Source organism: Mycobacterium novum (genome assembly GCF_010726505.1).
GTDB lineage: Bacteria > Actinomycetota > Actinomycetes > Mycobacteriales > Mycobacteriaceae > Mycobacterium > Mycobacterium algericum.
The window spans coordinates 13,382-38,056 of sequence record NZ_AP022562.1 but is presented as its reverse complement, the minus strand read 5'-3'; the positions used below and the strand labels follow the sequence as shown (position 1 = coordinate 38,056).

Sequence of the window (24,675 nt, the reverse complement as noted above, 5' to 3'; positions counted from 1 at the left end):
AATAAACGTAATGGGTTTGCGCATTGATGCATAACAATGCAACACTGGTCGCATGGTTTCTGTGGCGGTAGCCGGTGCCAGTGGGTACGCCGGCGGTGAGATTCTGCGGCTGTTACTGGGGCACCCAGCTTACGCGGACGGCCGGTTGACGATCGGGGCGCTGACCGCCGCCGGTAACGCCGGCAGCACCATGGGCGAACAGCACCCGCATCTCATGCCGCTGGCCGACCGGGTCCTCCAGCCCACCGAGGTCGACGTCCTCGCCGGCCACGACGTGGTGTTTCTCGGCCTGCCGCACGGACATTCGGCGGTACTGGCCGAACAGCTCGGCGACGACACCCTGGTGGTGGACTGCGGCGCGGACTTCCGGCTGGACGACCCGACCGACTGGGAACGCTTCTACGGCACGTCGCACGCGGGCACCTGGCCCTACGGCCTGCCGGAACTGCCCGGGGCGCGCGAACAGCTCAAGGACGCCCGCCGGATCGCAGTGCCGGGCTGCTACCCGACGGCGGCGCTGCTGGCGCTGTTCCCGGCCGTCGCCGCCGGCCTGATCGAGCCGGACGTCTCCGTGGTCGCGGTCAGCGGCACCTCCGGCGCCGGCAAGGCCGCCAAGGTCGACCTGCTCGGCTCGGAGGTGATCGGCTCGGCGCGGGCCTACAACATCGCCGGCGCGCACCGGCACACTCCGGAGATCGGCCAGGGCCTGCGGGCGGTCACCCACCGTGACGTCACCGTCTCCTTCATCCCGGTGCTGATCCCGGCGTCGCGGGGCATCCTGGCCACCTGCACCGCCAAAACCACCACGCCGCTGCCCAAGCTGCGCGCCGCCTACGAAAAGGCCTACCAGGCAGAGCCGTTCGTACGGCTGCTACCGGAGGGCCAGCTGCCCAAGACCGGATCGGTGATCGGCAGTAACGCCGCGCACCTGGCGGTGGCCGTCGACGAGGACGCCTCGACGTTCATCGCGATCGCCGCCATCGACAACCTGGTCAAAGGCACCGGCGGCGCCGCGGTGCAGGCGATGAACCTGGCACTGGGCTGGCCGGAGTCCGAAGGGCTTTCGACAGTGGGTGTCGCCCCGTGACACGGATCCTGCGCGAACAAGGGGTGACAGCGCCGGCGGGCTTCCGGGCGGCCGGAATCGCCGCCGGCATCAAGGCTTCCGGGGCGCCGGACCTGGCGCTGGTGTTCAACGAGGGGCCCGACTACGCGGCCGCCGGAGTGTTCACCAGCAACCAGGTCAAGGCGGCCCCGGTGCTGTGGAGCCAACAGGTGCTCAAAAGCTGCCGGCTGCGGGCGGTGATCCTCAACTCCGGCGGCGCCAACGCCTGCACCGGCCCGGGCGGATTCCAAGACACCCACGCCACCGCCGAGGCCGTCGCTGCCGCGTTGTCGGAGTGGGGCACCGAGACCGGAGCCGTCGAGGTGGCGGTCTGCTCCACCGGACTGATCGGCGACCGGCTGCCGATGGACAAGCTGCTGGCCGGAGTCACCGACGTGGTGCAGGAGATGGCCGGGGGACTGGTCGGTGGCGACGAGGCCGCCCGCGCGATCATGACGACCGACACCGTGGCCAAACAGGTTGCGCTGCACCACGATGACAACTGGACGCTGGGCGGGATGGCCAAAGGTGCCGGCATGCTGGCCCCGTCGCTGGCCACCATGCTGGTGGTGCTCACCACCGACGCCAAAGCCGACGCGGCCGCACTCGATACCGCGCTGCGCCGCGCCGCCGCCCTGACCTTCGACCGCCTCGACATCGACGGCAGCTGCTCCACCAACGACACGGTGCTGTTGCTGTCCTCGGGTGCCAGCGAGATCACGCCCAGCCAGGACGAACTCGACGCCGCGGTGCTGGCCGCCTGCGAGGACTTGTGCGCCCAGCTGCAGGCCGACGCCGAAGGCGTCACCAAACGGGTCACGATCACCGTCACCGGCGCCGGCAACGACGACGACGCGCTGCTGGCGGCCCGGCTCGTCGCCCGCGACAGCCTGGTCAAGACCGCGCTGTTCGGCTCCGACCCCAACTGGGGCCGGGTGCTGGCCGCCGTCGGGATGGTGCCGTTCGCCATCGACCCGGACCGGATCACGGTGGCATTCAACGGGTCACCGGTATTCAGCGACGGCCTGCCGATGCCGGGAGCCCGCGAAGTCGACCTGTCCGGCCCCGACATCGACGTCACCGTCGAGCTGAACCAGGGCAGCGGGCAGGCCACGGTGCGCACCACCGACCTGTCCCACGCCTACGTCGAAGAGAACTCCGCGTACAGCTCATGACCAGCACCGCGACCAAAGCCCAAGTTCTGGCCGAAGCACTGCCCTGGCTCAAGCAGCTGCACGGCAAGATCGTCGTCGTCAAATACGGCGGCAACGCCATGACCGACGACACCCTCAAGCACGCGTTCGCCGCCGACATGGCGTTCCTGCGCAACTGCGGTATCCAGCCGGTGGTGGTCCACGGCGGCGGACCGCAGATCAGCACCATGCTCTCCCGGCTCGGGATCGAAGGCGACTTCAAGGGCGGATTCCGGGTCACCACACCGGAAGTGCTCGACGTTGCGCGCATGGTGCTGTTCGGCCAGGTCGGCCGCGAACTCGTCGGGCTGATCAACGCCCACGGCCCCTATGCCGTCGGCATCACCGGTGAGGACGCCGCGCTGTTCACCGCGGTGCGGCGCAGTGTCACCGTCGACGGCGTCGCCACCGACATCGGACTGGTCGGCGACGTCGACCAGGTCAACACCGCCGCGGTGCGCGATCTCATTGCCGCAGGCCGGATCCCGGTGGTCTCCACCCTTGCCCCCGATGCGGACGGCGTGGTGCACAACATCAACGCCGACACCGCCGCGGCAGCGCTGGCCGAAGCCCTGCAAGCCGAGAAACTGCTGATGCTCACCGACGTCGACGGCCTCTACACCGACTGGCCCGACACCGATTCGCTGGTCAGCGAGATCGACACCGCGACACTGGCGCAGCTGTTGCCGACGCTGGAATCGGGCATGATCCCCAAAGTCGAAGCCTGCCTGCGCGCCGTGCGCGGCGGGGTGCCCAGCGCCCACATCATCGACGGCCGGGTCAAGCACTGCGTGCTCGTCGAATTGTTCACCGACGCCGGCACCGGAACCAAGGTGGTGAACCCATGAGCCTGCAAGACCGCTGGTCCGCGGTGATGATGAACAACTATGGCACCCCGCCGCTGGCTTTGGTCAGCGGCCAGGGCGCGGTGGTGACCGACGAAGCGGGTAAGGACTATCTCGATCTGCTCGGCGGCATCGCCGTCAACCTGCTCGGCCACCGCCACCCCGCGGTGATCGAAGCCGTCACCACCCAGTTGAACACCCTGGGCCACACCTCGAACCTGTACGCCACCGAGCCGGGCGTCGCGCTGGCCGAAGGCCTCGTCGACCAGCTGGGCGCACCGGCGCGAGTGTTCTTCTGCAACTCCGGCGCCGAGGCCAACGAGGCGGCGTTCAAACTGACCCGGCTCACCGGCAAGACGAAGATCGTAGCGGCCGACGGCGCGTTCCACGGCCGGACGATGGGGTCGCTGGCGTTGACCGGTCAACCCGATAAGCGGGCGCCGTTCGAACCGCTGCCCGGCGACATCACCCACGTGCCCTACGGAGACACCAAAGCGCTTGCCGAGGCTGTCGACTCGGCGACCGCGGCGGTCTTCCTGGAGCCGATCATGGGGGAGGGCGGTGTCGTCGTCCCGCCCGCCGGCTATTTGGCCGAGGCTCGCGGCATCACCGCGGCCTACGGCGCACTGCTGGTGTTCGACGAGGTGCAGACCGGCGTCGGCCGCACCGGGGCGTTCTACGCCCACCAGCACGACGGCATCACCCCCGACATCGTCACGCTGGCCAAGGGACTCAGCGGCGGCCTGCCGATCGGGGCGTGCCTGGCCGTCGGCGCGGCCGCTGACCTGTTGACCCCCGGCAGCCACGGCAGCACCTTCGGCGGCAACCCGGTCTGCACCGCGGCCGCGCTGGCGGTGCTGCGGGCGCTGGCCGACGGCGACCTGGTCGCCCGGGCCGGGGTGCTCGGCAAGACGCTCAGCCACGGCATCGAGGAACTGCATCACCCGCTGATCGACCACGTCCGCGGCAAGGGCCTGCTGCTGGGTGTGGTGCTGACCGCGCCGAAGGCCAAAGACGTCGAGCTGGCCGCACGCGAGGCCGGGTTCCTGGTCAACGCCGCCGCGCCGGACGTCGTCCGGCTGGCGCCACCACTGATCATCAGCGAAGCACAGCTCGACGGTTTCCTGACGGCGCTGCCCGGCGTGCTGGACACCGCGCAGGAGGCCGCACATGCTTAGGAACTTTCTGCGCGACGACGACGTCACCCCCGCCGAGCAGGCCGAAATCCTGGCGCTGGCAGCTGAACTCAAGGCCGCACCGCACAGCCGCCGGCCACTGGAGGGCCCGCGCGGGGTCGCGGTGATCTTCGACAAGAATTCCACCCGCACCAGGTTCTCCTTCGAGGTCGGCATCGCCCAACTCGGCGGGCACGCCGTCGTCGTCGACGGCCGTTCCACCCAACTGGGCCGCGACGAGACCCTGGAGGACACCGGGCGGGTGCTGTCGCGCTATGTCGACGCCATCGTGTGGCGCACCTTCGCCCAGGACCGACTGACCGCCATGGCCGCCACCGCCACGGTGCCGATCATCAACGCGCTCTCCGACGAGTTCCATCCGTGCCAGGTGCTGGCCGACCTGCAGACCATCGCCGAGCGCAAAGGAGGCCCGAAGGGGCTCAAAGGGCTCAGAATGACCTACCTCGGTGACGGCGCCAACAATATGGCGCACTCGCTGATGCTCGGCGGCGTCACCGCCGGCATCCACGTCACTGTGGCCGCCCCGGACGGTTTCACCCCCGATCCGGCCGTCGTCGCCGCCGCGCAGCAGCGCGCCGCCGACACCGGCGCCTCGGTCAGCCTCACCGCCGACCCGGCCAAGGCGGCCGGCGGCGCCGACGTGCTGGTCACCGACACCTGGACTTCGATGGGCCAGGAAGACGACGGCCTGGACCGGGTCGCGCCGTTTCGGCCTTATCAGATCAACGACGAATTGGTTGCACTGGCCGACCCGGACGTCACTGTGCTGCACTGCCTTCCGGCACACCGCGGCGACGAGATCACCGACGCGGTGATCGACGGGCCGCGCAGCGCGGTCTGGGACGAGGCCGAGAACCGGCTGCACGCACAGAAGGCGCTGTTGGTGTGGTTGCTGGAACGGTCACGATGAGCCGAGCCGACAGCCCCATCACCCGGGTGGGCCGCCAGGCCCGCATCGTCGAGGTGCTGTCGGCGGAACCGGTACGCAGCCAGACCGAGCTGGCCGCGCTGCTGGCCGCCGACGGCATCGAGGTCACCCAGGCCACCCTGTCACGCGACCTGGAGGAACTGGGCGCGGTGAAACTGCGGGGCCCCGATGGGGGAGTCGGCGGGTACGTCATTCCCGAAGACGGCAACCCGCTGCGTATGGCCGGCGGCACCGACCGGCTGTGCCGGCTGCTGGGGGAGCTGCTGGTGTCCACCGACGCCACCGGAAACCTCGCGGTGCTGCGCACCCCGCCCGGCGCGGCGGACTACCTGGCCAGTGCCATCGACCGGGCCGCGCTACCGTACGTCGTCGGCACCATCGCCGGGGATGACACCATCTTCGTGGCAGCGCGCGAGCCGATGACCGGCGCCGAGCTCGCCGCCGCCCTCAACGACCTGCAGTAGATACAGCACACAGCAAGGAGAACTCGATGTCCGAACGCGTCATCCTGGCGTATTCCGGTGGCCTGGACACCTCGGTGGCGATCAGCTGGATCGGCAAGGAGACCGGGCGCGAAGTCGTGGCCGTCGCCATCGACCTCGGCCAGGGCGGCGAGGACATGGACGTGGTGCGCCAGCGGGCCCTGGACTGCGGGGCCGTCGAATCCGTCGTGGTCGACGCCCGCGACGAGTTCGCCGAGGGCTACTGCCTGCCCACCATCCAGTCCAACGCGCTCTACATGGACCGCTACCCGCTGGTCTCGGCGATCAGCCGGCCGCTGATCGTCAAACACCTGGTGGCCGCGGCCCGCGAGTACGGCGGCGGCACCGTCGCGCACGGCTGCACCGGCAAGGGCAACGACCAGGTCCGGTTCGAGGTCGGATTCGCCTCGTTGGCACCGGATCTCAAGGTGCTGGCCCCGGTCCGCGACTACGCCTGGACCCGGGAGAAGGCGATCGCGTTCGCCGAGCAGAACGACATCCCGATCAACGTCACCAAGCGCTCACCGTTCTCCATCGACCAGAACGTGTGGGGCCGCGCGGTGGAGACCGGGTTCCTGGAGCACCTGTGGAACGCGCCGACCAAGGACGTCTACGACTACACCGAGGACCCGACCGTCAACTGGAACACCCCCGATGAGGTGATCATCGGCTTCGAACGCGGGGTTCCGGTGTCGATCGACGGACGGGAAGTGTCGGTGCTGGAGGCCATCGTCGAGCTCAACCGGCGGGCCGGCGCCCAGGGCGTGGGACGCCTCGATGTGGTCGAGGACCGGCTGGTGGGCATCAAGAGCCGCGAGATCTACGAGGCCCCCGGCGCGATGGTGCTGATCAGCGCCCACACCGAACTCGAGCACGTCACCCTGGAGCGCGAGCTGGGCCGGTTCAAGCGGCACACCGACCAGAAGTGGGCCGAGCTGGTCTACGACGGGCTGTGGTATTCGCCGCTGAAGGCCGCGCTGGAGTCTTTCGTCGCCCACACCCAGCAGCACGTGAGCGGCGAGGTGCGACTGGTGCTGCACGGCGGCCACATCGCGGTCAACGGCCGGCGCAGCAGTGAGTCGCTGTACGACTTCAACCTGGCCACCTACGACGAGGGCGACACCTTCGACCAGTCCGCCGCGCGTGGCTTCGTCGAGATCCACGGGTTGAGCTCGAAGATCTCCGCCCGCCGGGACCTGGGCTCGTGAATCTCCGCTTTCTTCGCCGCGAGTGGGAATTCCACGGCGCAACACGCCGGTGTGACGTCGTGGAATTCCCACTCGGCGGGGGTGCACGGTGAGCACCAACGAAGGCTCGCTGTGGGGCGGGCGGTTCGCCGAAGGTCCGTCCGACGCGCTGGCCGCGCTGAGCAAATCCACCCACTTCGACTGGGTGCTGGCCCCCTACGACATCGCCGCGTCCAAAGCGCACGCCAAGGTGCTGCACGGCGCCGGGTTGCTCACCGATGAGCAGCGTGACGGGCTGCTGGCCGGCCTGGACAGCCTCGGCGAGGACGTCGCCGACGGCAGCTTCGGCCCGCTGGTCACCGACGAGGACGTCCACGGCGCGCTGGAACGCGGCCTGATCGACCGGGTCGGCGCCGAACTGGGTGGCCGGCTGCGAGCTGGGCGGTCGCGAAACGACCAGGTGGCCACGCTGTTTCGGATGTGGCTGCGCGATGCCGTGCGCCGTGTCGCCGCCGGGGTGCTCGACGTGGTCGACGCGCTGGCCCACCAGGCCGCCGCCCACCCGGACGCCGTCATGCCCGGCAAGACGCACCTGCAGTCCGCGCAACCGGTGCTGCTGGCGCATCACCTGCTCGCCCACGCCCACCCGCTGCTGCGCGATGTGGGGCGCATCGTCGACTTCGACGCCCGCGCCGCGGTCTCGCCGTACGGATCGGGCGCGCTGGCCGGTTCGTCGCTGGGCCTGAACCCGGACGCCATCGCCGCCGAACTCGGCTTCGACGCCGCCGCGGACAACTCGATCGACGCCACCGCGGCACGCGATTTCGCCGCCGAAGCCGCATTTGTGTTCGCGATGATCGCCGTCGACCTGTCGCGGCTGGCCGAAGACATCATCTTGTGGAGCTCAACGGAGTTCGGCTACGCGGTGTTGCACGACTCCTGGTCGACCGGCAGCTCGATCATGCCGCAGAAGAAGAACCCCGACATCGCCGAGCTGGCCCGCGGCAAGTCCGGCCGGCTGATCGGCAACCTGACCGGCCTGCTGGCCACCCTGAAGGCCCAGCCGCTGGCCTATAACCGGGACCTACAAGAGGACAAGGAGCCGGTATTCGATTCAGCGGCGCAGCTGGAACTGCTGCTGCCGGCGATGGCCGGACTGGTCGGCACCCTGGCCTTCGACACCGAACGGATGGCCGTGCTGGCGCCGGCCGGTTACACGCTGGCCACAGATATCGCCGAATGGCTGGTGCGCCAAGGTGTTCCGTTCCGGATCGCCCATGAAGCAGCAGGTGCGGCGGTGCGAGCAGCCGAGCAGCGCGGCGTCGGCCTCGACGAACTCACCGACGCCGAACTGGCGGCCATCAGTCCCGACCTGACCCCGCAGGTGCGCGAGGTGCTCACCGTGGCGGGTTCGGTGGCATCCCGCGACGCCCGCGGTGGCACCGCGCCAGCACGGGTTGCCGAGCAGCTGGCGGGCCTGCGCGAACATGCCGCGCGTCAGCGCCGGTGGGTCGGCGGCTGAGCATCCCGGGGACTACGGTCCCCAGACCATCAGGTCCTCCATGCCGTTGTTCATCGTCACCGTGGTGGGCGGCGGGCCAGTGACGTCGAAGTAGATCTTGCCGGTGGACTGTGCGCCCTGCGGGATCGTCGCCCCGCTGATCGCCTTCGGAGCTGCCACCTGCCACAGCACCCGGTAAGCCGCCCGATCCGGGGCGACGGCGTTGAACTGGGAGATCGCCGGAGTCACGCTGCCCCGGATCGCGTTCACCGTCGCGGTGGACTCCCACACCTTGCCCGCGACCGGGTAGCCCGGCATGGTGTCGGAGCTCGGCTGCAGGCCGCTCACCCGCCAGGAGTACACGACCTGACCAACGGTGTCGGTGGCTTGCAGGGTGCTGCCCAGCTTGCCGACGATCGGATAGGCCGCTGTCGCGGTCGGCGCGACCGTCATCGGGATCACCGCCATGGCCATTGCCGCCAGGGCCGTCTTCGTCATCCCACGAACCTTCATGACGTCCTCCTCTCTTTCCGGGGATGAGATGACGGATAGCCGGGTTCGCCACGACTTAACCATGCTTCGGCGGAACGGATCTCGTGCTGCGCTAGCGTGAGCAGATCAACGGCCGCCGGACCAACCCGAGGATGTGGCGCCTGCTGACGGCCCTCGTGGTCTGCGGGCTGTTGCCGCAATGCACGGGCGCCCCCGAGCCAACACCGTCGTCAGCTGCCGTCACCCAACCCGAACCGGCCGCCGTCGCCTCCGTCACTTCAGCCGACCTCGGCGCCACCTGGCGCCCCGGCTGCCCGGTCGCCCCGGCGCAACTGCGGCGGGTCACGCTGACCCACCTGGGTTTCGATGCCCGGCCGCACCGCGGCGAGCTGATCGTGCACCAAGAACTGGTTCCGCAGGTCATCGCGATCTTCGAGCGGCTGTACCGGCTGGATTTCCCGATCGAGAAGATGCGCCCGGCGGCCCACTACCGCGGCGGCGACGACGAACTGTCGATGGCGGACAACAACACCTCGGCGTTCAACTGCCGCCGCATCCCGGGATCGGGCAACTGGGCGCAGCACGCCTACGGCCGGGCCATCGACATCAACCCGTTGCTGAACCCGTCGGTCACCCGCCACGGATTCGAACCCAAGAACGCCGCGGTCTATCTGGACCGCCGCCGCATCGAGCCGGGCTTACTGCATCCCGGCGACCCGGCGGTGCGCGCCTTCACCGACGCCGGCTGGCGCTGGGGCGGCGATTGGAAATCGCCGGTGGATTACCAGCACTTCGAGCGCCGCTGAGCAGACGGCAGTCGGCGGCGCACCGGCTATTCGACGGCCTCCGACAGCTCCAGCCAGCGGCCCTCCTGCTCGGCCACCTCGTCCTCCAGCGCGCGCAGCTCGCCGGTGAGTGTCGCCAGGCCCACGTGATCGGCCTGGTCGTGAGCGGCGAGCTCATGATGCTTGGCCTCGATCTGTTCGGCGAGCCGCGTCAGCCGGCGCTCGACCGCAGCCAGATCCTTCTGTGCCGCACGCAGTTCCGCGCCCGAGAGCGTCCCGGAATCGGCAACAGCCGGCGCCGGGCGCGAGGCCGGCGTGCGGCGCGCCTCGGCGGCCAGCTGCAGATACTCCTCGACGCCGCCGGGCAGATGCCGCAGCCGACCGTCCAGGATCGCGTACTGCTGATCGGTGACCCGCTCCAGCAGGTACCGGTCGTGGGAGACGACGATCAGCGTGCCCGGCCAGGAGTCCAGCAGATCCTCGGTGGCGGTGAGCATGTCGGTGTCGACGTCGTTGGTCGGCTCGTCGAGCACCAGCACGTTCGGTTCGGCCAGCAGGGTGAGCATCAACTGCAGCCGGCGGTGCTGCCCGCCGGACAGCTCGCCGACCCGGGCCGACAGTTGCGCCCTGCCGAAGCCGAGCCGCTCCAGCAGTTGCGCGGGCGTCATCTCCTTGCCGTCGACCTGGTAGTCGTTGCGCAGCCGGCCCAGCACGTCGGCGACCCGGTCCTCGGCGAGCGAGGCCAGCTCCCCGGACTGCTGATCGAGCATGCCCAGCCGAACCGTCTTGCCGCGTTTGACCCGCCCGGCATCGGGCGTCACGGTCCCGGCGATCAGCCCCAGCAGCGTGGACTTGCCGGCGCCGTTGGCGCCGAGGATCCCGGTGCGTTCCCCGGGACCGATCCGCCACTCGATGTCGCGCAGCACCGGCTTGCCGTCAAAGGAGACCGACACGTCGAGCAGGTCGATGACGTCCTTGCCCAGCCGTGCCGTGGCCAGCTTCACCAGCTCGACCTCGTTGCGCAACGGCGGGACGTCGGCGATCAGCGCGTTGGCCGCTTCGATGCGGAACTTGGGTTTGGAGGTGCGGGCCGGGGCGCCGCGGCGCAGCCAGGCCAGCTCCTTGCGTAACACGTTCTGCCGCTTGGCTTCACTGGCCGCGGCCATCCGGTCGCGCTCCACCCGCTGCAGCACGTAGGCCGCGTAGCCGCCCTGGAAGGGCTCCACGATGCGGTCGTGCACCTCCCAGGTGGTGGTGGCCACCTCGTCGAGAAACCAGCGGTCGTGGGTGACCACCAACAGGCCGCCGGTGTTGCGGGCCCAGCGCCGCTGCAGGTGGCCGGCCAGCCAGGTGATTCCCTCCACATCGAGGTGGTTGGTGGGCTCGTCGAGGCCGATCACGTCCCACTCGCCGATCAGCAGCGCGGCCAGCTGCGCCCGCCGGCGCTGCCCGCCCGACAATTCCGAGATGGTGGCATCCCAGGCGATGTCGGCGACCAGGCCGTCGACCACGTCACGAATCCGCGGGTTGGACGCCCACTCGTGGTCGGCCTGCTCGCCGACCAGCGTCGCCCCCAGGGTGCGGCCCGAATCGAGGGTGTCGGCCTGGTCGAGCAGCCCGACCCGCAGGCCGCTGCGGCGGGTGACCCGGCCGGAGTCCGGTGTGGCGGCGCCGGTGAGCAGCCGCAGCAGCGAGGATTTGCCGTCGCCGTTGCGGCCCACGATGCCGATGCGGGCGCCGTCGTTCACCCCGAGGGTGACCGAGTCGAGCACCACACCGGTGGGATAGCGCAGGTGAAGGGCTTCGGCGCCGAGCAGGTGTGCCACTGCCAGAACGCTACTGCCTGCCGGTCGCCGACGACTGAACGAGCCGGACCAAGCACGCTGATGTGCCAGAATGTGCACGTCATTGACGATCGAACGCGACGTAGGGGAGCAGCGTGGATCTGAATCTGTCGGCCATCACCCGGCCGGTCGAGTGGCTGATGGCCACCGCGCAGAACGGCCTGGAGGTGCTGCGTTGGGGCGGCCTGGAGACCGGGACCGTGCCGTCGCCCTACCAGATCGTCGAGAGCACCCCGATGTACAAGCTGCGGCGCTACTTCCCGCCCGACAACCGGCCCGGCCAGCCGCAGCCCGGGCCGCCGGTGCTGCTGGTGCACCCGATGATGATGTCGGCGAACATGTGGGACGTCACCCGCGAGGACGGCGCGGTCGGCATCCTGCACGGGGCGGGAGTGGACCCCTGGGTGATCGACTTCGGTTCACCCGACGAGGTCGAGGGCGGGATGCGACGCAACCTGGCCGACCACATCGTCGGGCTCAGCCAGGCGATCGACACCATCGCCGAGACGGCCGGACGCGACGTGCACCTGGCCGGCTACTCCCAGGGCGGCATGTTCGCCTATCAGGCAGGGGCCTACCGGCATTCGAAGAGCATCGCGTCCATCATCGCGTTCGGCTCCCCGGTGGACACCCTGGCCGCGCTACCGATGGGCGTGCCGCCCAACATCGCCTCCAGCGTCGCGGGGTTCATGGCCGACCACGTCTTCAACCGGCTGGACATCTCGGGGTGGCAGGCGCGCGTGGGCTTCCAGATGATGGATCCGCTCAAGACCGCCAAGGCCCGCATGGACTTCCTGCGCCAACTGCACGACCGGGAAGCCCTGCTGCCGCGGGAGGCGCAGCGGCGTTTCCTGGAGTCGGAGGGCTGGATCGCCTGGTCGGGTCCGGCGATCTCGGAGCTGCTCAAGCAGTTCATCGCGCACAACCGGATGATGACCGGTGGTTTCGCGATCAACGGCCAACTCGTCACGCTGACCGACATCACCTGCCCGGTGCTGGCCTTCGTCGGCGAGGTCGACGACATCGGCCAGCCGGCCGCGGTGCGCGGTATCCGGCGCGCGGCGCCCGACGCCAAGGTCTTCGAGTACCTGCTGCGCGCCGGGCACTTCGGGCTGGTGGTCGGTTCCAAGGCGGCCGAACTGACCTGGCCGACGGTCGCCGACTGGGTGCTGTGGCAGGAGGGCCAGGGCCCGCAGCCCCCCGGGGTGGCGCTGATGGCCGAGCAGGCCCCCGAGGACAGCAAGGGCGGGGTGGCGATGACCTCGCGGATCGCGCACGGGCTGGGGGAGGCCTCCGGTGTCGCGCTGACGCTGGCCCGCGGCGCCGCCGACGCCATGGTCGCCGCACAGAAGTCGATGCGCACCATGGCGATCGAGACCGCACGCACCCTGCCCCGGCTGGCCCGGCTCGGACAGATCAACGACCACACCCGGATCTCGCTGGGCCGCATCATCGGTGAGCAGGCCGCCGAGTCGCCCCACGGCGAATTCCTGCTGTTCGACGGCCGGGTGCACACCTATGAGGCGGTCAACAAGCGCATCGACAACGTCGTCCGCGGATTGATCGATGTCGGTGTGCGGCAAGGTGTTCACGTCGGCGTGCTGATGGCCACCCGCCCCAGCGCCATGGTCGCGATCGCCGCGTTGTCGCGCCTGGGCGCGGTCGCGGTGCTGATGCCGCCGGATGGGGATCTGGGCGCGGCGGCACGCCTGGGTGGCATCTCCGAGATCATCACCGACCCCGGCAACCTCGACCTGGCGCTGGCCGCCGTCCGCGACCTGGGCTGCCAGGTGCTGGTCCTCGGTGGCGGTGAGACCCGTGATCTGGACTTGCCGGCCGACGCTGAAGCCGTCATCGACATGGAGCAGATCGACCCCGACGCCGTCGACCTGCCGGGCTGGTACCGGCCCAACCCGGGATTCGCCCGCGATCTGGCGTTCGTCGCCTTCAGCACGGTGGCCGGCGAACTGGTGGCCAAGCAGATCACCAACTACCGGTGGGCGCTCTCGGCGTTCGGCACCGCGTCGACCGCCGCCTTGGGGCCCACCGACACGCTGTACTGCCTGACGCCGCTGCACCACGAGTCCGGGCTGTTGGTCAGCCTCGGCGGCGCCGTGGTCGGTGGGGCCCGCATCGCGCTGTCGCGCGGCCTGAACCCGGATCGCTTCGTCGCCGAGGTGCGCCAGTACGGGGTGAGCGTGGTGTCCTACACCTGGGCGATGCTGCGCGAGGTCATCGACGACCCGAATTTCGTGCTGCAGGGCAACCATCCGGTGCGGTTGTTCATCGGTTCCGGCATGCCCGTGGGGCTGTGGCGCCGGGTCACCGAGGCGTTCGCGCCGGCCCAGGTCGTCGAGTTCTTCGCCACCACCGACGGCCAGGCGGTGCTGGCCAACGTCTCCGGCGCCAAGGTCGGCAGCAAGGGCCGCCCGCTGCCCGGAGCGGTGGAGGTGGAGTTGGCCGCCTACGACCCCGACCAGGACCTGATCCTCGAGGACGAGCGGGGCTTCGTGCGGAAAGCCGAGACCAACGAAGTCGGGGTGCTGCTGGCCAAGCCACGCGGGCCGATCGACCCGTCGGCATCGGTCAAGCGCGGCGTGTTCGCGCCCGCCGACACCTGGATCTCCACCGAGTACCTCTTCCGGCGCGACGCCGACGGCGACTACTGGCTGGCCGGCGGACGCGGTTCGAGCATCCACACCGGCCGCGGCATGGCCTATCCGGTGCTGATCACCGACGCGCTGGGCATCGTCACCGGCGTCGATCTGGCGGTGACGTATCGGGTGACGGCCGGCTCCGGGGACGACCTGGTCGTGTCCGCGGTGACGGTGCGGCCGGGGGCGACCGTCACCGCCGCGGACCTTAGCGAGGCGGTGGCGGTATTGCCCGTCGGCGCCGGGCCCGATGTCGTGCATGTCGTGCCGGATCTGCCGCTGAGTGCCGTCTACCGCCCGACGCTGGGTGAGCTGCGCGAAGCCGGGCTGCCCAAGGCCGGGCGCAACGCCTGGTACTTCGACGCGGCGAGTGGACAGTTCAAGCGGTTGACCGCCGCGGTACGCGCCGAATTGGCCGGGGGCCGCCAGTGATCGACGACGAGCTGTTGGCCATCCTGGTCTGTCCGGCCGACCGCGGACCATTGCTGCGGGTGAAACGTTCCGCGGATGAGGTGCTCTACAACCCGCGGCTGCGTCGCGCCTACCGCATCGAGGACGGTATCCCGGTGCTGCTGATCGACGAGGCCACCGACGTCGGCGACGACGAACATGCCCGCCTCATCGGCCGAGCCGGTCCGGCAGATCCCCGGTGAGATAACGCTGCAGCGTCGGGGCGACCATCGCCACGACCTGGTCGCCGGGCAGCGACGCGAGCGGTTCCAGGCCGACGATGTAGCGGGCGACCACGATGCCCATCAACTGGCTCGCGGTGAACTCGGCGCGCAACACGCCGGTTCCGGCCGGTACATCGATGCGACTGGCGAGTTCGGCGACCACGATATCGCGGAAAAACGAACGCGCCAGCGGAACTTCGGTCCCGGTGAGCATGGAGCGCATCGCTGCGATCAGCCCGGTACCGGCCTGCGAATCCCACAGCGGCAGCAGCAGTTCGGGCAGGATGCGGCCGAGCTGTTCGACGGGCGCGTCCCGCAACGGTCCCAACACGACCATCGGGTCCACCGGCAGCTCGGTCGCCGCGGCGAACAGTTGTTGTTTGGTGCCGTAATAGTGGTGCACCAGCGCCGCGTCGACGCCGGCATCGGCGGCCACCGCGCGGATCGAGGTGTTCTGGAACCCGTTGTGGGCGAAGAGCTCCCGGGCCGAGCTCAAGATCCGCTCCCTGGTGTCCGAGGATCCGGAGGGCCGGCCCGGCCGCCGGTTGCTGGCCTCAGTGGACATCACGGCGTCTGTCGTCGCAGTGTCACCGCGGCCAGGGCCAGCGCGGCGGCCGCGAATACCAGCACGATGACCATGTCGCGTACCGCGATACCGGTCAGTTGCGGATGTGCGCCCACTTGCTGCAGTGCCTCCAGCGCGTAGCTGGCCGGCAACGCGTTGCTGATCCACTGCAGCCACTCGGGCATCGTCGCGCGGGGCACGATGATCCCGGCCAGCAGCAGTTGCGGCACCATCACCAGCGGGATGAACTGCACCGCCTGGAATTCGGTGCGGGCGAAGGCGCTGCACAGCAGCCCCAGGCCGACGCCGAGCACCGCGTTGACGATCGCGATCACAAACACCCACGCCGGGCTGCCGGCGGTCTCGAAACCGAGCAGCCAGAACGCGACCACACAGGCCAGGCTGGCCTGGGCGGCCGCCGCGACCGAGAACGCCGTGCCGTAGGCGGCGAGCAGGTCCAGCCTGCGCAGCGGGCTGGTCAGGATGCGCTCCAGCGTCCCCGACGCGCGTTCGCGCTGCATCGTGATCGCGGTGATGACGAACATCAGAAACAGCGGGAACAGGCCGAGCAGAATCAGGCACGCGGCGTTGAACGGCGATGGGGTACCCGGCGGATGCGGGACGTTGGCGAACATGAAGTACATCAACGTGATGATCAGGCTGGGCACCAGCAGGACCATCGCGACGCTGCGATGGTCACCGGCCAGTTGCCGCAGGATCCGCTGCGTGGTGGCCAGGAACGGCCGCAGCTGCAGGGTGCGGGTCAGCGGCTCGGGGCGCGGTGCTGCGCCGGATGACGGACAGGAACGCTTCCTCCATAGACGTACATCCGGTCTCCTCTCGCAGTCGTCGCGGTGTGGTGCGCGCCAGCAGCCTGCCCTGGCGCATCAGCAACAGGTCGCCGCAATGGTCGGCCTCGTCCATGACATGGCTGGACACCAGCAGCGTGGTGCCGCGCCGGGCCAGCGCCTGGAACTGGTGCCAGAGCTCGGCCCGCAACACCGGGTCCAGGCCGATCGTCGGTTCGTCGAGCACCAGCAGGTCCGGCCGGCCGACCAGCGCACAGGCCAGCGACACCCGGGCGCGTTGCCCGCCGGACAGGTTCGCGCAGTAGTCGCCGCGATGCCGCTGCAGATCCACCGAGTCGACCGCGTCGTCGGCGGCCGAGGCGTCGACGCCGGCAAGCGACGCGAAGTAGCGGACGTTGTCGATGACCCGCAGGTCGTCGTAGATCGTGGCCTGCTGGGGCATGTAGCCGACGCGGCGACGCAGCGCCGCGGAGCCGGCCGCGTCGCCCAGCACGGTGACCTGTCCGCCGGTGATGACCTGGGTGCCCACGATGCAGCGCATCAGCGTGGTCTTGCCGCAGCCCGACGGGCCGAGCAGGCCGGTGATGGTGCCCGGGGCGATCCGCACCGACAGATCGTGCAGGACCGGGCGCTTACCCCGGATCACCCGCAGGTGCTCGATGTCGACGGCCGGGATGGGACGCGCCCCCGATAATTCATCACGCGATGAAATCATCATGTGATGAATATCGACCGGTTGCGATGCGTTGTCAAGGCCCAATCGGGGCTCGGGCAGAATCTGGGCGGTGAGTGCAGCCCAGCTGGCGGTCGATCCGCTCGCGGCCGCCCGCCTGCTGCTCGGCGCCACCCTTACCGCCCGCGGGGTGCGCGCGACGATCGTCGAGGTAGAGGCCTATGGCGGCGTGCCCGACGGGCCGTGGCCGGACCCGGCGGCGCATTCTTATCGCGGTCCCACCGGGCGCAACACCGTGATGTTCGGCCCGGCCGGCCGGTTGTACACCTACCGCAGCTACGGCATGCACGTCTGCGCCAATGTGGCCTGCGGGCCGGACGGCACGGCGGCGGCGGTGCTGCTGCGGGCGGCGGTGATCGACGAGGGATCGGCGGTGGCGCGGTCGCGACGCGGCGAAGCGGTGCCGAGCACCGGTTTGGCGCGCGGCCCGGGCAACCTCTGCTCTGCTCTGGGAATCGCCATGGCGGACAACGGAATCGATCTGTTTGACGCACGCAGTCCGGTGCAACTGCGGCTCGGTGCGCCGCTGGCGGCGCAGGCCGGGCCACGGGTGGGCGTCAGCCAGGCCGCCGACCGGCCGTGGCGATTGTGGGCGCCCGGGAAGCCCGAGGTTTCGGCCTACCGACGAAGCCCGCGGGCACCGGCGCCCGGCGCCAGCGACTGATCCGGGAAAATCGACGCATGCCGACGACGATTCTCGACGAGCTGGGCTGGCGCGGCCTGATCGCCCAATCCACCGACCTGGATGCGCTGACCGCCGAAGTGACCGGCGGGCCGATCACCGTCTATGCCGGATTCGATCCCACCGCGCCCAGCCTGCACGCCGGAAACCTGGTGCCGCTACTGGCGTTGCGCCGATTCCAGCGGGCCGCCACCGGCCCATCGTGCTGGCGGCGGGGCCACCGGCCTGATCGGCGATCCCCGCGACACCGGCGAACGCAGCCTGAACAGCGCCGACACCGTGGCCGAGTGGTCCGGCGGATCCGGGGCCAACTGGAGCGCTTCGTCGACTTCGACAACGGCCCCACCGGCGCGGTGGTGGTCAACAACCTGGACTGGACCGCGCCGCTGTCGGCGGTCGAATTCCTGCGTGACGTGGGCAAACACTTCTCTGTCAACGTGATGCTCGACCGCGACACCATCCGGCGCCGGCTGGACTCCGAGGGCATCTCCTACACCGAGTTCAGCTACATGCTGCTGCAGGCCAACGACTATGTGGAGCTGTACCGGCGGTACGGCTGCGCACTGCAGATCGGCGGCTCCGACCAGTGGGCAACATCATCGCCGGTGTCCGGCTGGTGCGTCAGAAGCTGGGTGCGACCGTGCACGCGCTGACCGTGCCGCTGGTGACCGCGGCCGACGGCACCAAGTTCGGCAAGTCCACCGGCGGCGGCAGCCTCTGGCTGGATCCGGAGATGACCAGCCCGTACGCCTGGTACCAGTACTTCTTCAATACCGCCGACGCCGACGTGGTTCGCTACCTGCGCTGGTTCACCTTCCTGTCCGCCGACGAGCTCGAAGAGCTGGAGAAGGCCACCGCCGAGCGACCGCACGAGCGGTCCGCGCAGCGCCGGCTAGCCCGCGAATTCACCACCCTGGTCCATGGTGAGGCGGCCACCGAAGCCGTCGAGCTGGCCAGTCAGGCCCTCTTCGGTCGGGGGGAGCTGGCCCGGCTGGACGAGGCAACGCTGACCGCGGCGCTGCAGGAGACGCCGGTGGCCCAGCTGGCGCCGGGCAGCCCGGACGGCATCGTCGATCTGCTGGTCGCCACCGGGCTGTCGGCCAGTCGCGGCGCGGCCCGCCGCACCATCGGCGAGGGGGGAGTCTCGGTGAACAACGTCCGCGTCGACAGCGAGGAATGGTCGCCGCAGCCGGGGGACTTCCTGCACGGCCGGTGGCTGGTGGTGCGCCGCGGCAAGCGCAACGTGGCCGGCGTCCAACGAGTCCAGGGTGGTTAGCGAGGACTCGAGCCGGCCAGCCCGACGGGGCAGGCGCCGCGCGAAGTTGATCTTGAAGGCGCCGAAATACCCCTGCTAGCAGCGGATTTGACTCCCAGTTTCACCTCGCGTAACTTAGTGCACGTCGCCGCGACCAGGCCAGACCCGGTCAGCGCGACAAGCCCACGGAATCGACGAGATTCACCGAGCGATTCCGGGGGCATCTCATCTGTCCGCACTGCCGATGCGCGGCTTTTAGCCGCGGGTTGACTGCGCGTCCGGGTGGGGCGTGTTGTTTGAGAACTCAATAGTGTGTTTGGTGGTTTTTGTTTGTTGTTGTTTTTGCCATGCTCTCGGCGCCCCGTGTTGGGGGTGTGGTGTTGTTTTTGTCGGTTTTTCGGAACTGATGTTTTCAGGATTGTTCTGAACGTTTTTTGTTTGGAGAGTTTGATCCTGGCTCAGGACGAACGCTGGCGGCGTGCTTAACACATGCAAGTCGAACGGAAAGGCCCTTTCGGGGGTACTCGAGTGGCGAACGGGTGAGTAACACGTGGGTGATCTGCCCTGCACTCTGGGATAAGCCTGGGAAACTGGGTCTAATACCGGATAGGACCATGGGATGCATGTTCTGTGGTGGAAAGCTTTGCGGTGTGGGATGGGCCCGCGGCCTATCAGCTTGTTGGTGGGGTGATGGCCTACCAAGGCGACGACGGGTAGCCGGCCTGAGAGGGTGTCCGGCCACACTGGGACTGAGATACGGCCCAGACTCCTACGGGAGGCAGCAGTGGGGAATATTGCACAATGGGCGCAAGCCTGATGCAGCGACGCCGCGTGGGGGATGACGGCCTTCGGGTTGTAAACCTCTTTCAGTATCGGCGAAGCTCCGTGGTTTTCTGCGGGGTGACGGTAGGTACAGAAGAAGCACCGGCCAACTACGTGCCAGCAGCCGCGGTAATACGTAGGGTGCGAGCGTTGTCCGGAATTACTGGGCGTAAAGAGCTCGTAGGTGGTTTGTCGCGTTGTCCGTGAAAACTCACAGCTCAACTGTGGGCGTGCGGGCGATACGGGCAGACTGGAGTACTGTAGGGAGACTGGAATTCCTGGTGTAGCGGTGGAATGCGCAGATATCAGGAGGAACACCGGTGGCGAAGGCGGGTCTCTGGGCAGTAACTGACGCTGAGGAGCGAAAGCGTGGGGAGCGAACAGGATTAGATACCCTGGTAGTCCACGCCGTAAACGGTGGGTACTAGGTGTGGGTTTCCTTCCTTTAGGGATCCGTGCCGTAGCTAACGCATTGGTACCCCGCCTGGGGAGTACGGCCGCAAGGCTAAAACTCAAAGGAATTGACGGGGGCCCGCACAAGCGGCGGAGCATGTGGATTAATTCGATGCAACGCGAAGAACCTTACCTGGGTTTGACATGCACAGGACGACTGCAGAGATGTGGTTTCCCTTGTGGCCTGTGTGCAGGTGGTGCATGGCTGTCGTCAGCTCGTGTCGTGAGATGTTGGGTTAAGTCCCGCAACGAGCGCAACCCTTGTCTCATGTTGCCAGCACGTGATGGTGGGGACTCGTGAGAGACTGCCGGGGTCAACTCGGAGGAAGGTGGGGATGACGTCAAGTCATCATGCCCCTTATGTCCAGGGCTTCACACATGCTACAATGGCCGGTACAAAGGGCTGCGATGCCGTGAGGTTTAGCGAATCCTTTAAAGCCGGTCTCAGTTCGGATCGGGGTCTGCAACTCGACCCCGTGAAGTCGGAGTCGCTAGTAATCGCAGATCAGCAACGCTGCGGTGAATACGTTCCGGGCCTTGTACACACCGCCCGTCACGTCATGAAAGTCGGTAACACCCGAAGCCGGTGGCCTAACCCTTGGGAGGGAGCCGTCGAAGGTGGGATCGGCGATTGGGACGAAGTCGTAACAAGGTAGCCGTACCGGAAGGTGCGGCTGGATCACCTCCTTTCTAAGGAGCACCATGATTCCCCCGTACCTCACAGGGGTGAGGGTGATGCGGTTGGGAGAGTTTGTGCCGGCGCCTGTAGTGGGTGGTCGGTGGTGCAGTGGAATTACGAACAACAACAAGTGAAGACACCAACCGCCAGCAGCCTTGTGCTTCTGGTGGCCGGCTTTCGGGTTGGGCACACTGTTGGGTCCTGAGGCAACAGGCCTGTTTGTGCCCCCGTGTGGGGGTGGGTGTGTTGTCGCTCCATCTTGGTGGTGGGGTGTGGTGTTTGTTTTGTGGATAGTGGTTGCGAGCATCTAGCAAGCAGGCCTTGTGGTCTGTTTGTTTTGCAATTTTTTGTTTCTTGGTTTTTGTGTTTGTAAGTGTGTAAGGGCGCATGGTGGATGCCTTGGCATCGAGAGCCGATGAAGGACGTGGGAGGCTGCGATATGCCTCGGGGAGCTGTCAACCGAGCGTGGATCCGAGGATGTCCGAATGGGGAAACCCGGCATCAGTGATGTGGTGTCACCCTCCGGTGAATGTATAGCCGGTGGGGAGGTAACGCGGGGAAGTGAAACATCTCAGTACCCGTAGGAAGAGAAAACAATTGTGATTCCGTGAGTAGTGGCGAGCGAAAGCGGAGGATGGCTAAACCGTATGCATGTGATACCGGGTAGGGGTTGTGTGTGCGGGGTTGTGGGAGTGTTGTGTCCGGGTCTACCTTGCCTGGAGGGCAGTGAGAAAGTGTTGTGGTTAGCGGAAGTGGCCTGGGATGGTCTGCCGTAGACGGTGAGAGCCCGGTACGTGAAAACCCGATACCTGCCTTGCAATGATTTCCCGAGTAGCAGCGGGCCCGTGGAATCTGCTGTGAATCTGCCGGGACCACCCGGTAAGCCTGAATACTTCTCGATGACCGATAGCGGACGAGTACCGTGAGGGAATGGTGAAAAGTACCCCGGGAGGGGAGTGAAATAGTACCTGAAACCATGTGCCTACAATCCGTCAGAGCCTTCCCTTTTGGGGTGGGGTGATGGCGTGCCTTTTGAAGAATGAGCCTGCGAGTCACCGGCACGTCGCGAGGTTAACCCGGGTGGGGTAGCCGTAGCGAAAGCGAGTCTGAATAGGGCGTATCGCATCCGTTGGGGTGTGTGTAGTGGCGTGTTGTGGACCCGAAGCGGAGTGATCTACCCATGGCCAGGGTGAAGCGCGGGTAAGACCGCGTGGAGGCCCGAACCCACTTAGGTTGAAGACTGAGGGGATGAGTTGTGGGTAGGGGTGAAAGGCCAATCAAACTCCGTGATAGCTGGTTCTCCCCGAAATGCATTTAGGTGCAGCGTTGCGTGTTTCTCACTGGAGGTAGAGCTACTGGATGGCCGATGGGCCCTACTAGGTTACTGACGTCAGCCAAACTCCGAATGCCGGTGAGTCAAAGCGTGGCAGTGAGACGGCGGGGGATAAGCTCCGTGCGTCGAGAGGGAAACAGCCCAGATCGCCGGCTAAGGCCCCTAAGCGTGTGCTAAGTGGAAAAGGATGTGCAGTCGCGAAGACAACCAGGAGGTTGGCTTAGAAGCAGCCACCCTTGAAAGAGTGCGTAATAGCTCACTGGTCAAGTGATTGTGCGCCGATAATGTAGCGGGGCTCAAGCACACCGCCGAAGCCGCGGCAATCCGTCAAGGATTGGGTAGGGGAGCGTCCTGCATCCGGTGAAGCCACAGAGTGATCTAGTGGTGGAGGGTGTGGGAGCGAGAATGCAGGCATGAGTAGCGATGAGGCAAGTGAGAACCTTGCCCGCCGAAAGACCAAGGGTTCCTGGGCCAGGCCAGTCCTCCCAGGGTGAGTCGGGACCTAAGGCGAGGCCGACAGGCGTAGTCGATGGACAACGGGTTGATATTCCCGTACCCGTGTGTGGGCGTCCCTGATGAATCAGCGGTACTAACCACCCAAAACCTCGCTGACTTCGATCCTTCGGGAGAGAAGCGGCGGGGGCTGCGGGACCTTCGTTGGTAGTAGTCAAGCGATGGGGTGACGCAGGAAGGTAGCCGTACCAGTCAGTGGTAATACTGGGGTAAGCCGGTAGGAAGAGATCTAGGCAAATCCGGGTCTCATATATTCCGAGAGGTGATGCATAGCCAAATGTGGCGAATTCGGTGATCCTATGCTGTCGAGAAAAGCCTCTAGCGAGCACGCACACGGCCCGTACCCCAAACCAACACAGGTGGTCAGGTAGAGAATACCAAGGCGTACGAGTGAACTATGGTTAAGGAACTCGGCAAAATACCCCCGTAACTTCGGGAGAAGGGGGACCCTCATACCGTCATGGCCTTCGCGGCCGGCAGCGGGAGGGGGTCGCAGAAACCAGTGAGAAGCGACTGTTTACTAAAAACACAGGTCCGTGCGAAGTCGCAAGACGATGTATACGGACTGACGCCTGCCCGGTGCTGGAAGGTTAAGAGGACCGGTTAACCCCTTCGGGGGTGAAGCTGAGAATTTAAGCCCCAGTAAACGGCGGTGGTAACTATAACCATCCTAAGGTAGCGAAATTCCTTGTCGGGTAAGTTCCGACCTGCACGAATGGCGTAACGACTTCTCAACTGTCTCAACCATAGACTCGGCGAAATTGCATTACGAGTAAAGATGCTCGTTACGCGCGGCAGGACGAAAAGACCCCGGGACCTTCACTATAGCTTGGTATTGATGTTCGATGCGGTTTGTGTAGGATAGGTGGGAGACTGTGAAACCCGCACGCCAGTGTGGGTGGAGTCGTTGTTGAAATACCACTCTGATCGTATTGGACCTCTAACCTCGAACCATGAAGCTGGTTCAGGGACAGTGCCTGGTGGGTAGTTTAACTGGGGCGGTTGCCTCCTAAAATGTAACGGAGGCGCCCAAAGGTTCCCTCAACCTGGACGGCAATCAGGTGTTGAGTGTAAGTGCACAAGGGAGCTTGACTGTAAGACTGACACGTCAAACAGGGACGAAAGTCGGGACTAGTGATCCGGCACCCCCGAGTGGAAGGGGTGTCGCTCAACGGATAAAAGGTACCCCGGGGATAACAGGCTGATCTTCCCCAAGAGTCCATATCGACGGGATGGTTTGGCACCTCGATGTCGGCTCGTCGCATCCTGGGGCTGGAGCAGGTCCCAAGGGTTGGGCTGTTCGCCCATTAAAGCGGCACGCGAGCTGGGTTTAGAACGTCGTGAGACAGTTCGGTCTCTATCCGCCGCGCGCGTCAGAATCTTGAGGAAACCTGTCCCTAGTACGAGAGGACCGGGACGGACGAACCTCTGGTATACCAGTTGTTCCACCAGGAGCACGGCTGGATGGCCACGTTCGGACAGGATAACCGCTGAAAGCATCTAAGCGGGAAACCCACTCCAAGACCAGGATTCTCACCCATTTCAGTGGGATAAGGCCCCCCGCAGACCACGGGATCGATAGACCAGACCTGGAAGCACCGCAAGGTGTGCAGGAACTGGCACTAACCGGCCGAAAACTTACCAACACACAACAAACAAAATAATTGTCGTGTTGCCCGCAACCACACACCACAAAACATAGAGAACCCACACCCCACCACCAAACACAAACAATGGTGACACCAGGTGCCGGCCACCAGCCCGCACCCACACAAAAAAATAGAGTTACGGCGGACATAGCGACAGGGAAACGCCCGGTCCCATCCCGAACCCGGAAGCTAAGCCTGTCAGCGCCGATGATACTGCCCAACCGGGTGGAAAAGTAGGACACCGCCGAACACAATATAGCCCTGTGGCCCCAAAACAATTGGGGCCACAGGCATTT

Annotated in this window: 17 protein-coding genes, 3 rRNA genes and 1 pseudogene; 16 read left to right on the top strand and 5 right to left on the bottom strand. The window is 66.8% G+C overall.

Annotated elements, in window-relative coordinates; all coding sequences use genetic code 11:
- The first annotated feature begins 52 nt into the window (after positions 1 to 52).
- The 8 genes from argC to argH all read left to right on the top strand — a co-directional run bounded on the left by argC (position 53) and on the right by argH (position 8,458).
- Complete coding sequence (gene argC, locus G6N19_RS00170; protein WP_041317765.1) at positions 53 to 1,087, top strand: N-acetyl-gamma-glutamyl-phosphate reductase; 1,035 nt, start codon at positions 53 to 55, stop codon at positions 1,085 to 1,087.
- Positions 1,084 to 2,280 (top strand): bifunctional glutamate N-acetyltransferase/amino-acid acetyltransferase ArgJ, encoded by a 1,197-nt coding sequence (argJ, locus tag G6N19_RS00165; protein ID WP_013828767.1) that lies wholly within the window; start codon positions 1,084 to 1,086, stop codon positions 2,278 to 2,280. Before argC ends, argJ begins: the two co-directional genes overlap by 4 nt.
- A complete protein-coding gene (gene argB, locus G6N19_RS00160) occupies positions 2,277 to 3,146 on the top strand; it encodes an acetylglutamate kinase (protein WP_013828768.1) in 870 nt (289 codons plus the stop codon). The genes argJ and argB overlap by 4 nt, the downstream gene beginning before the upstream one ends.
- Positions 3,143 to 4,321: an acetylornithine transaminase gene (locus G6N19_RS00155; protein ID WP_193465542.1), complete on the top strand. Its 1,179-nt coding sequence runs from the start codon at positions 3,143 to 3,145 to the stop codon at positions 4,319 to 4,321. Before argB ends, G6N19_RS00155 begins: the two co-directional genes overlap by 4 nt.
- Positions 4,314 to 5,249, top strand: a complete 936-nt coding sequence (argF, locus tag G6N19_RS00150; protein WP_013828770.1) for an ornithine carbamoyltransferase — start codon at positions 4,314 to 4,316, stop codon at positions 5,247 to 5,249. Before G6N19_RS00155 ends, argF begins: the two co-directional genes overlap by 8 nt.
- A complete protein-coding gene (locus G6N19_RS00145; protein WP_041317769.1) occupies positions 5,246 to 5,731 on the top strand; it encodes an arginine repressor in 486 nt (161 codons plus the stop codon). Before argF ends, G6N19_RS00145 begins: the two co-directional genes overlap by 4 nt.
- A 26-nt stretch (positions 5,732 to 5,757) precedes the next feature.
- Entirely contained in the window at positions 5,758 to 6,957 is a 1,200-nt protein-coding gene (locus G6N19_RS00140; protein WP_013828772.1) for an argininosuccinate synthase, read from the top strand.
- Between the two features lie 88 nt (positions 6,958 to 7,045).
- Entirely contained in the window at positions 7,046 to 8,458 is a 1,413-nt protein-coding gene (gene argH / locus G6N19_RS00135; RefSeq protein ID WP_193465541.1) for an argininosuccinate lyase, read from the top strand.
- A gap of 12 nt (positions 8,459 to 8,470) precedes the next feature.
- Here the strand turns inward: argH and G6N19_RS00130 are convergent, their stop codons facing one another.
- Positions 8,471 to 8,950 carry an MPT63 family protein gene (locus tag G6N19_RS00130; protein WP_013828774.1) on the bottom strand — a complete coding sequence of 160 codons (480 nt, stop codon included), beginning with the start codon at positions 8,948 to 8,950 and terminating at the stop codon, positions 8,471 to 8,473.
- A gap of 131 nt (positions 8,951 to 9,081) precedes the next feature.
- Here G6N19_RS00130 and G6N19_RS00125 point away from each other — a divergent pair, with 131 nt between their 5' ends.
- The gene (locus G6N19_RS00125; protein ID WP_193465540.1) at positions 9,082 to 9,735 is read left to right on the top strand and encodes a M15 family metallopeptidase; all 654 of its coding nucleotides are present in this window, start codon (positions 9,082 to 9,084) and stop codon (positions 9,733 to 9,735) included.
- 26 nt (positions 9,736 to 9,761) lie between these two features.
- Here the strand turns inward: G6N19_RS00125 and G6N19_RS00120 are convergent, their stop codons facing one another.
- Positions 9,762 to 11,540 (bottom strand): ABC-F family ATP-binding cassette domain-containing protein, encoded by a 1,779-nt coding sequence (locus G6N19_RS00120; RefSeq protein WP_193465539.1) that lies wholly within the window; start codon positions 11,538 to 11,540, stop codon positions 9,762 to 9,764.
- A 158-nt stretch (positions 11,541 to 11,698) separates the two neighbouring features.
- Here G6N19_RS00120 and G6N19_RS00115 point away from each other — a divergent pair, with 158 nt between their 5' ends.
- Positions 11,699 to 14,644, top strand: a complete 2,946-nt coding sequence (locus G6N19_RS00115) for an acyl-CoA synthetase (RefSeq protein ID WP_232062614.1) — start codon at positions 11,699 to 11,701, stop codon at positions 14,642 to 14,644.
- Positions 14,641 to 14,865 carry a Trm112 family protein gene (locus G6N19_RS00110; RefSeq protein WP_013828778.1) on the top strand — a complete coding sequence of 75 codons (225 nt, stop codon included), beginning with the start codon at positions 14,641 to 14,643 and terminating at the stop codon, positions 14,863 to 14,865. The genes G6N19_RS00115 and G6N19_RS00110 overlap by 4 nt, the downstream gene beginning before the upstream one ends.
- On the opposite strand, the gene G6N19_RS00105 is transcribed toward G6N19_RS00110, so the two are convergent.
- The 3 genes from G6N19_RS00105 to G6N19_RS00095 are packed head-to-tail and all read right to left on the bottom strand — an operon-like array spanning position 14,831 to position 16,978.
- Positions 14,831 to 15,451, bottom strand: coding sequence for a TetR/AcrR family transcriptional regulator (locus G6N19_RS00105; RefSeq protein WP_083040009.1), 621 nt, complete (start codon positions 15,449 to 15,451; stop codon positions 14,831 to 14,833). The genes G6N19_RS00110 and G6N19_RS00105 overlap by 35 nt on opposite strands.
- On the bottom strand, positions 15,451 to 16,131 hold the full coding sequence (locus G6N19_RS00100) for an ABC transporter permease (RefSeq protein WP_013828780.1): 681 nt from the start codon (positions 16,129 to 16,131) through the stop codon (positions 15,451 to 15,453). The genes G6N19_RS00105 and G6N19_RS00100 overlap by 1 nt, the downstream gene beginning before the upstream one ends.
- 16 nt (positions 16,132 to 16,147) lie before the next feature.
- Positions 16,148 to 16,978: an ABC transporter ATP-binding protein gene (locus G6N19_RS00095; RefSeq protein WP_232062456.1), complete on the bottom strand. Its 831-nt coding sequence runs from the start codon at positions 16,976 to 16,978 to the stop codon at positions 16,148 to 16,150.
- Between the two features lie 67 nt (positions 16,979 to 17,045).
- Between G6N19_RS00095 and G6N19_RS00090 the strand changes: the two genes are divergently transcribed.
- The 5 genes and pseudogenes from G6N19_RS00090 (at position 17,046) to rrf (ending at position 24,629) form a co-directional block, all read left to right on the top strand.
- Positions 17,046 to 17,657, top strand: a complete 612-nt coding sequence (locus G6N19_RS00090; protein WP_013828782.1) for a DNA-3-methyladenine glycosylase — start codon at positions 17,046 to 17,048, stop codon at positions 17,655 to 17,657.
- 17 nt (positions 17,658 to 17,674) lie between these two features.
- Positions 17,675 to 18,951: pseudogene (gene tyrS / locus G6N19_RS21725) on the top strand (tyrosine--tRNA ligase).
- Positions 18,952 to 19,365: 414 nt separating this feature from the next.
- Positions 19,366 to 20,895, top strand: a 16S ribosomal RNA gene (locus tag G6N19_RS00080).
- A 356-nt stretch (positions 20,896 to 21,251) separates the two neighbouring features.
- Positions 21,252 to 24,376 (top strand): 23S ribosomal RNA (locus tag G6N19_RS00075).
- 140 nt (positions 24,377 to 24,516) lie between these two features.
- Positions 24,517 to 24,629, top strand: a 5S ribosomal RNA gene (gene rrf, locus G6N19_RS00070).
- Together the 16S, 23S and 5S rRNA genes form the textbook arrangement of a ribosomal RNA operon.
- The last annotated feature ends 46 nt before the right edge of the window (positions 24,630 to 24,675 follow it).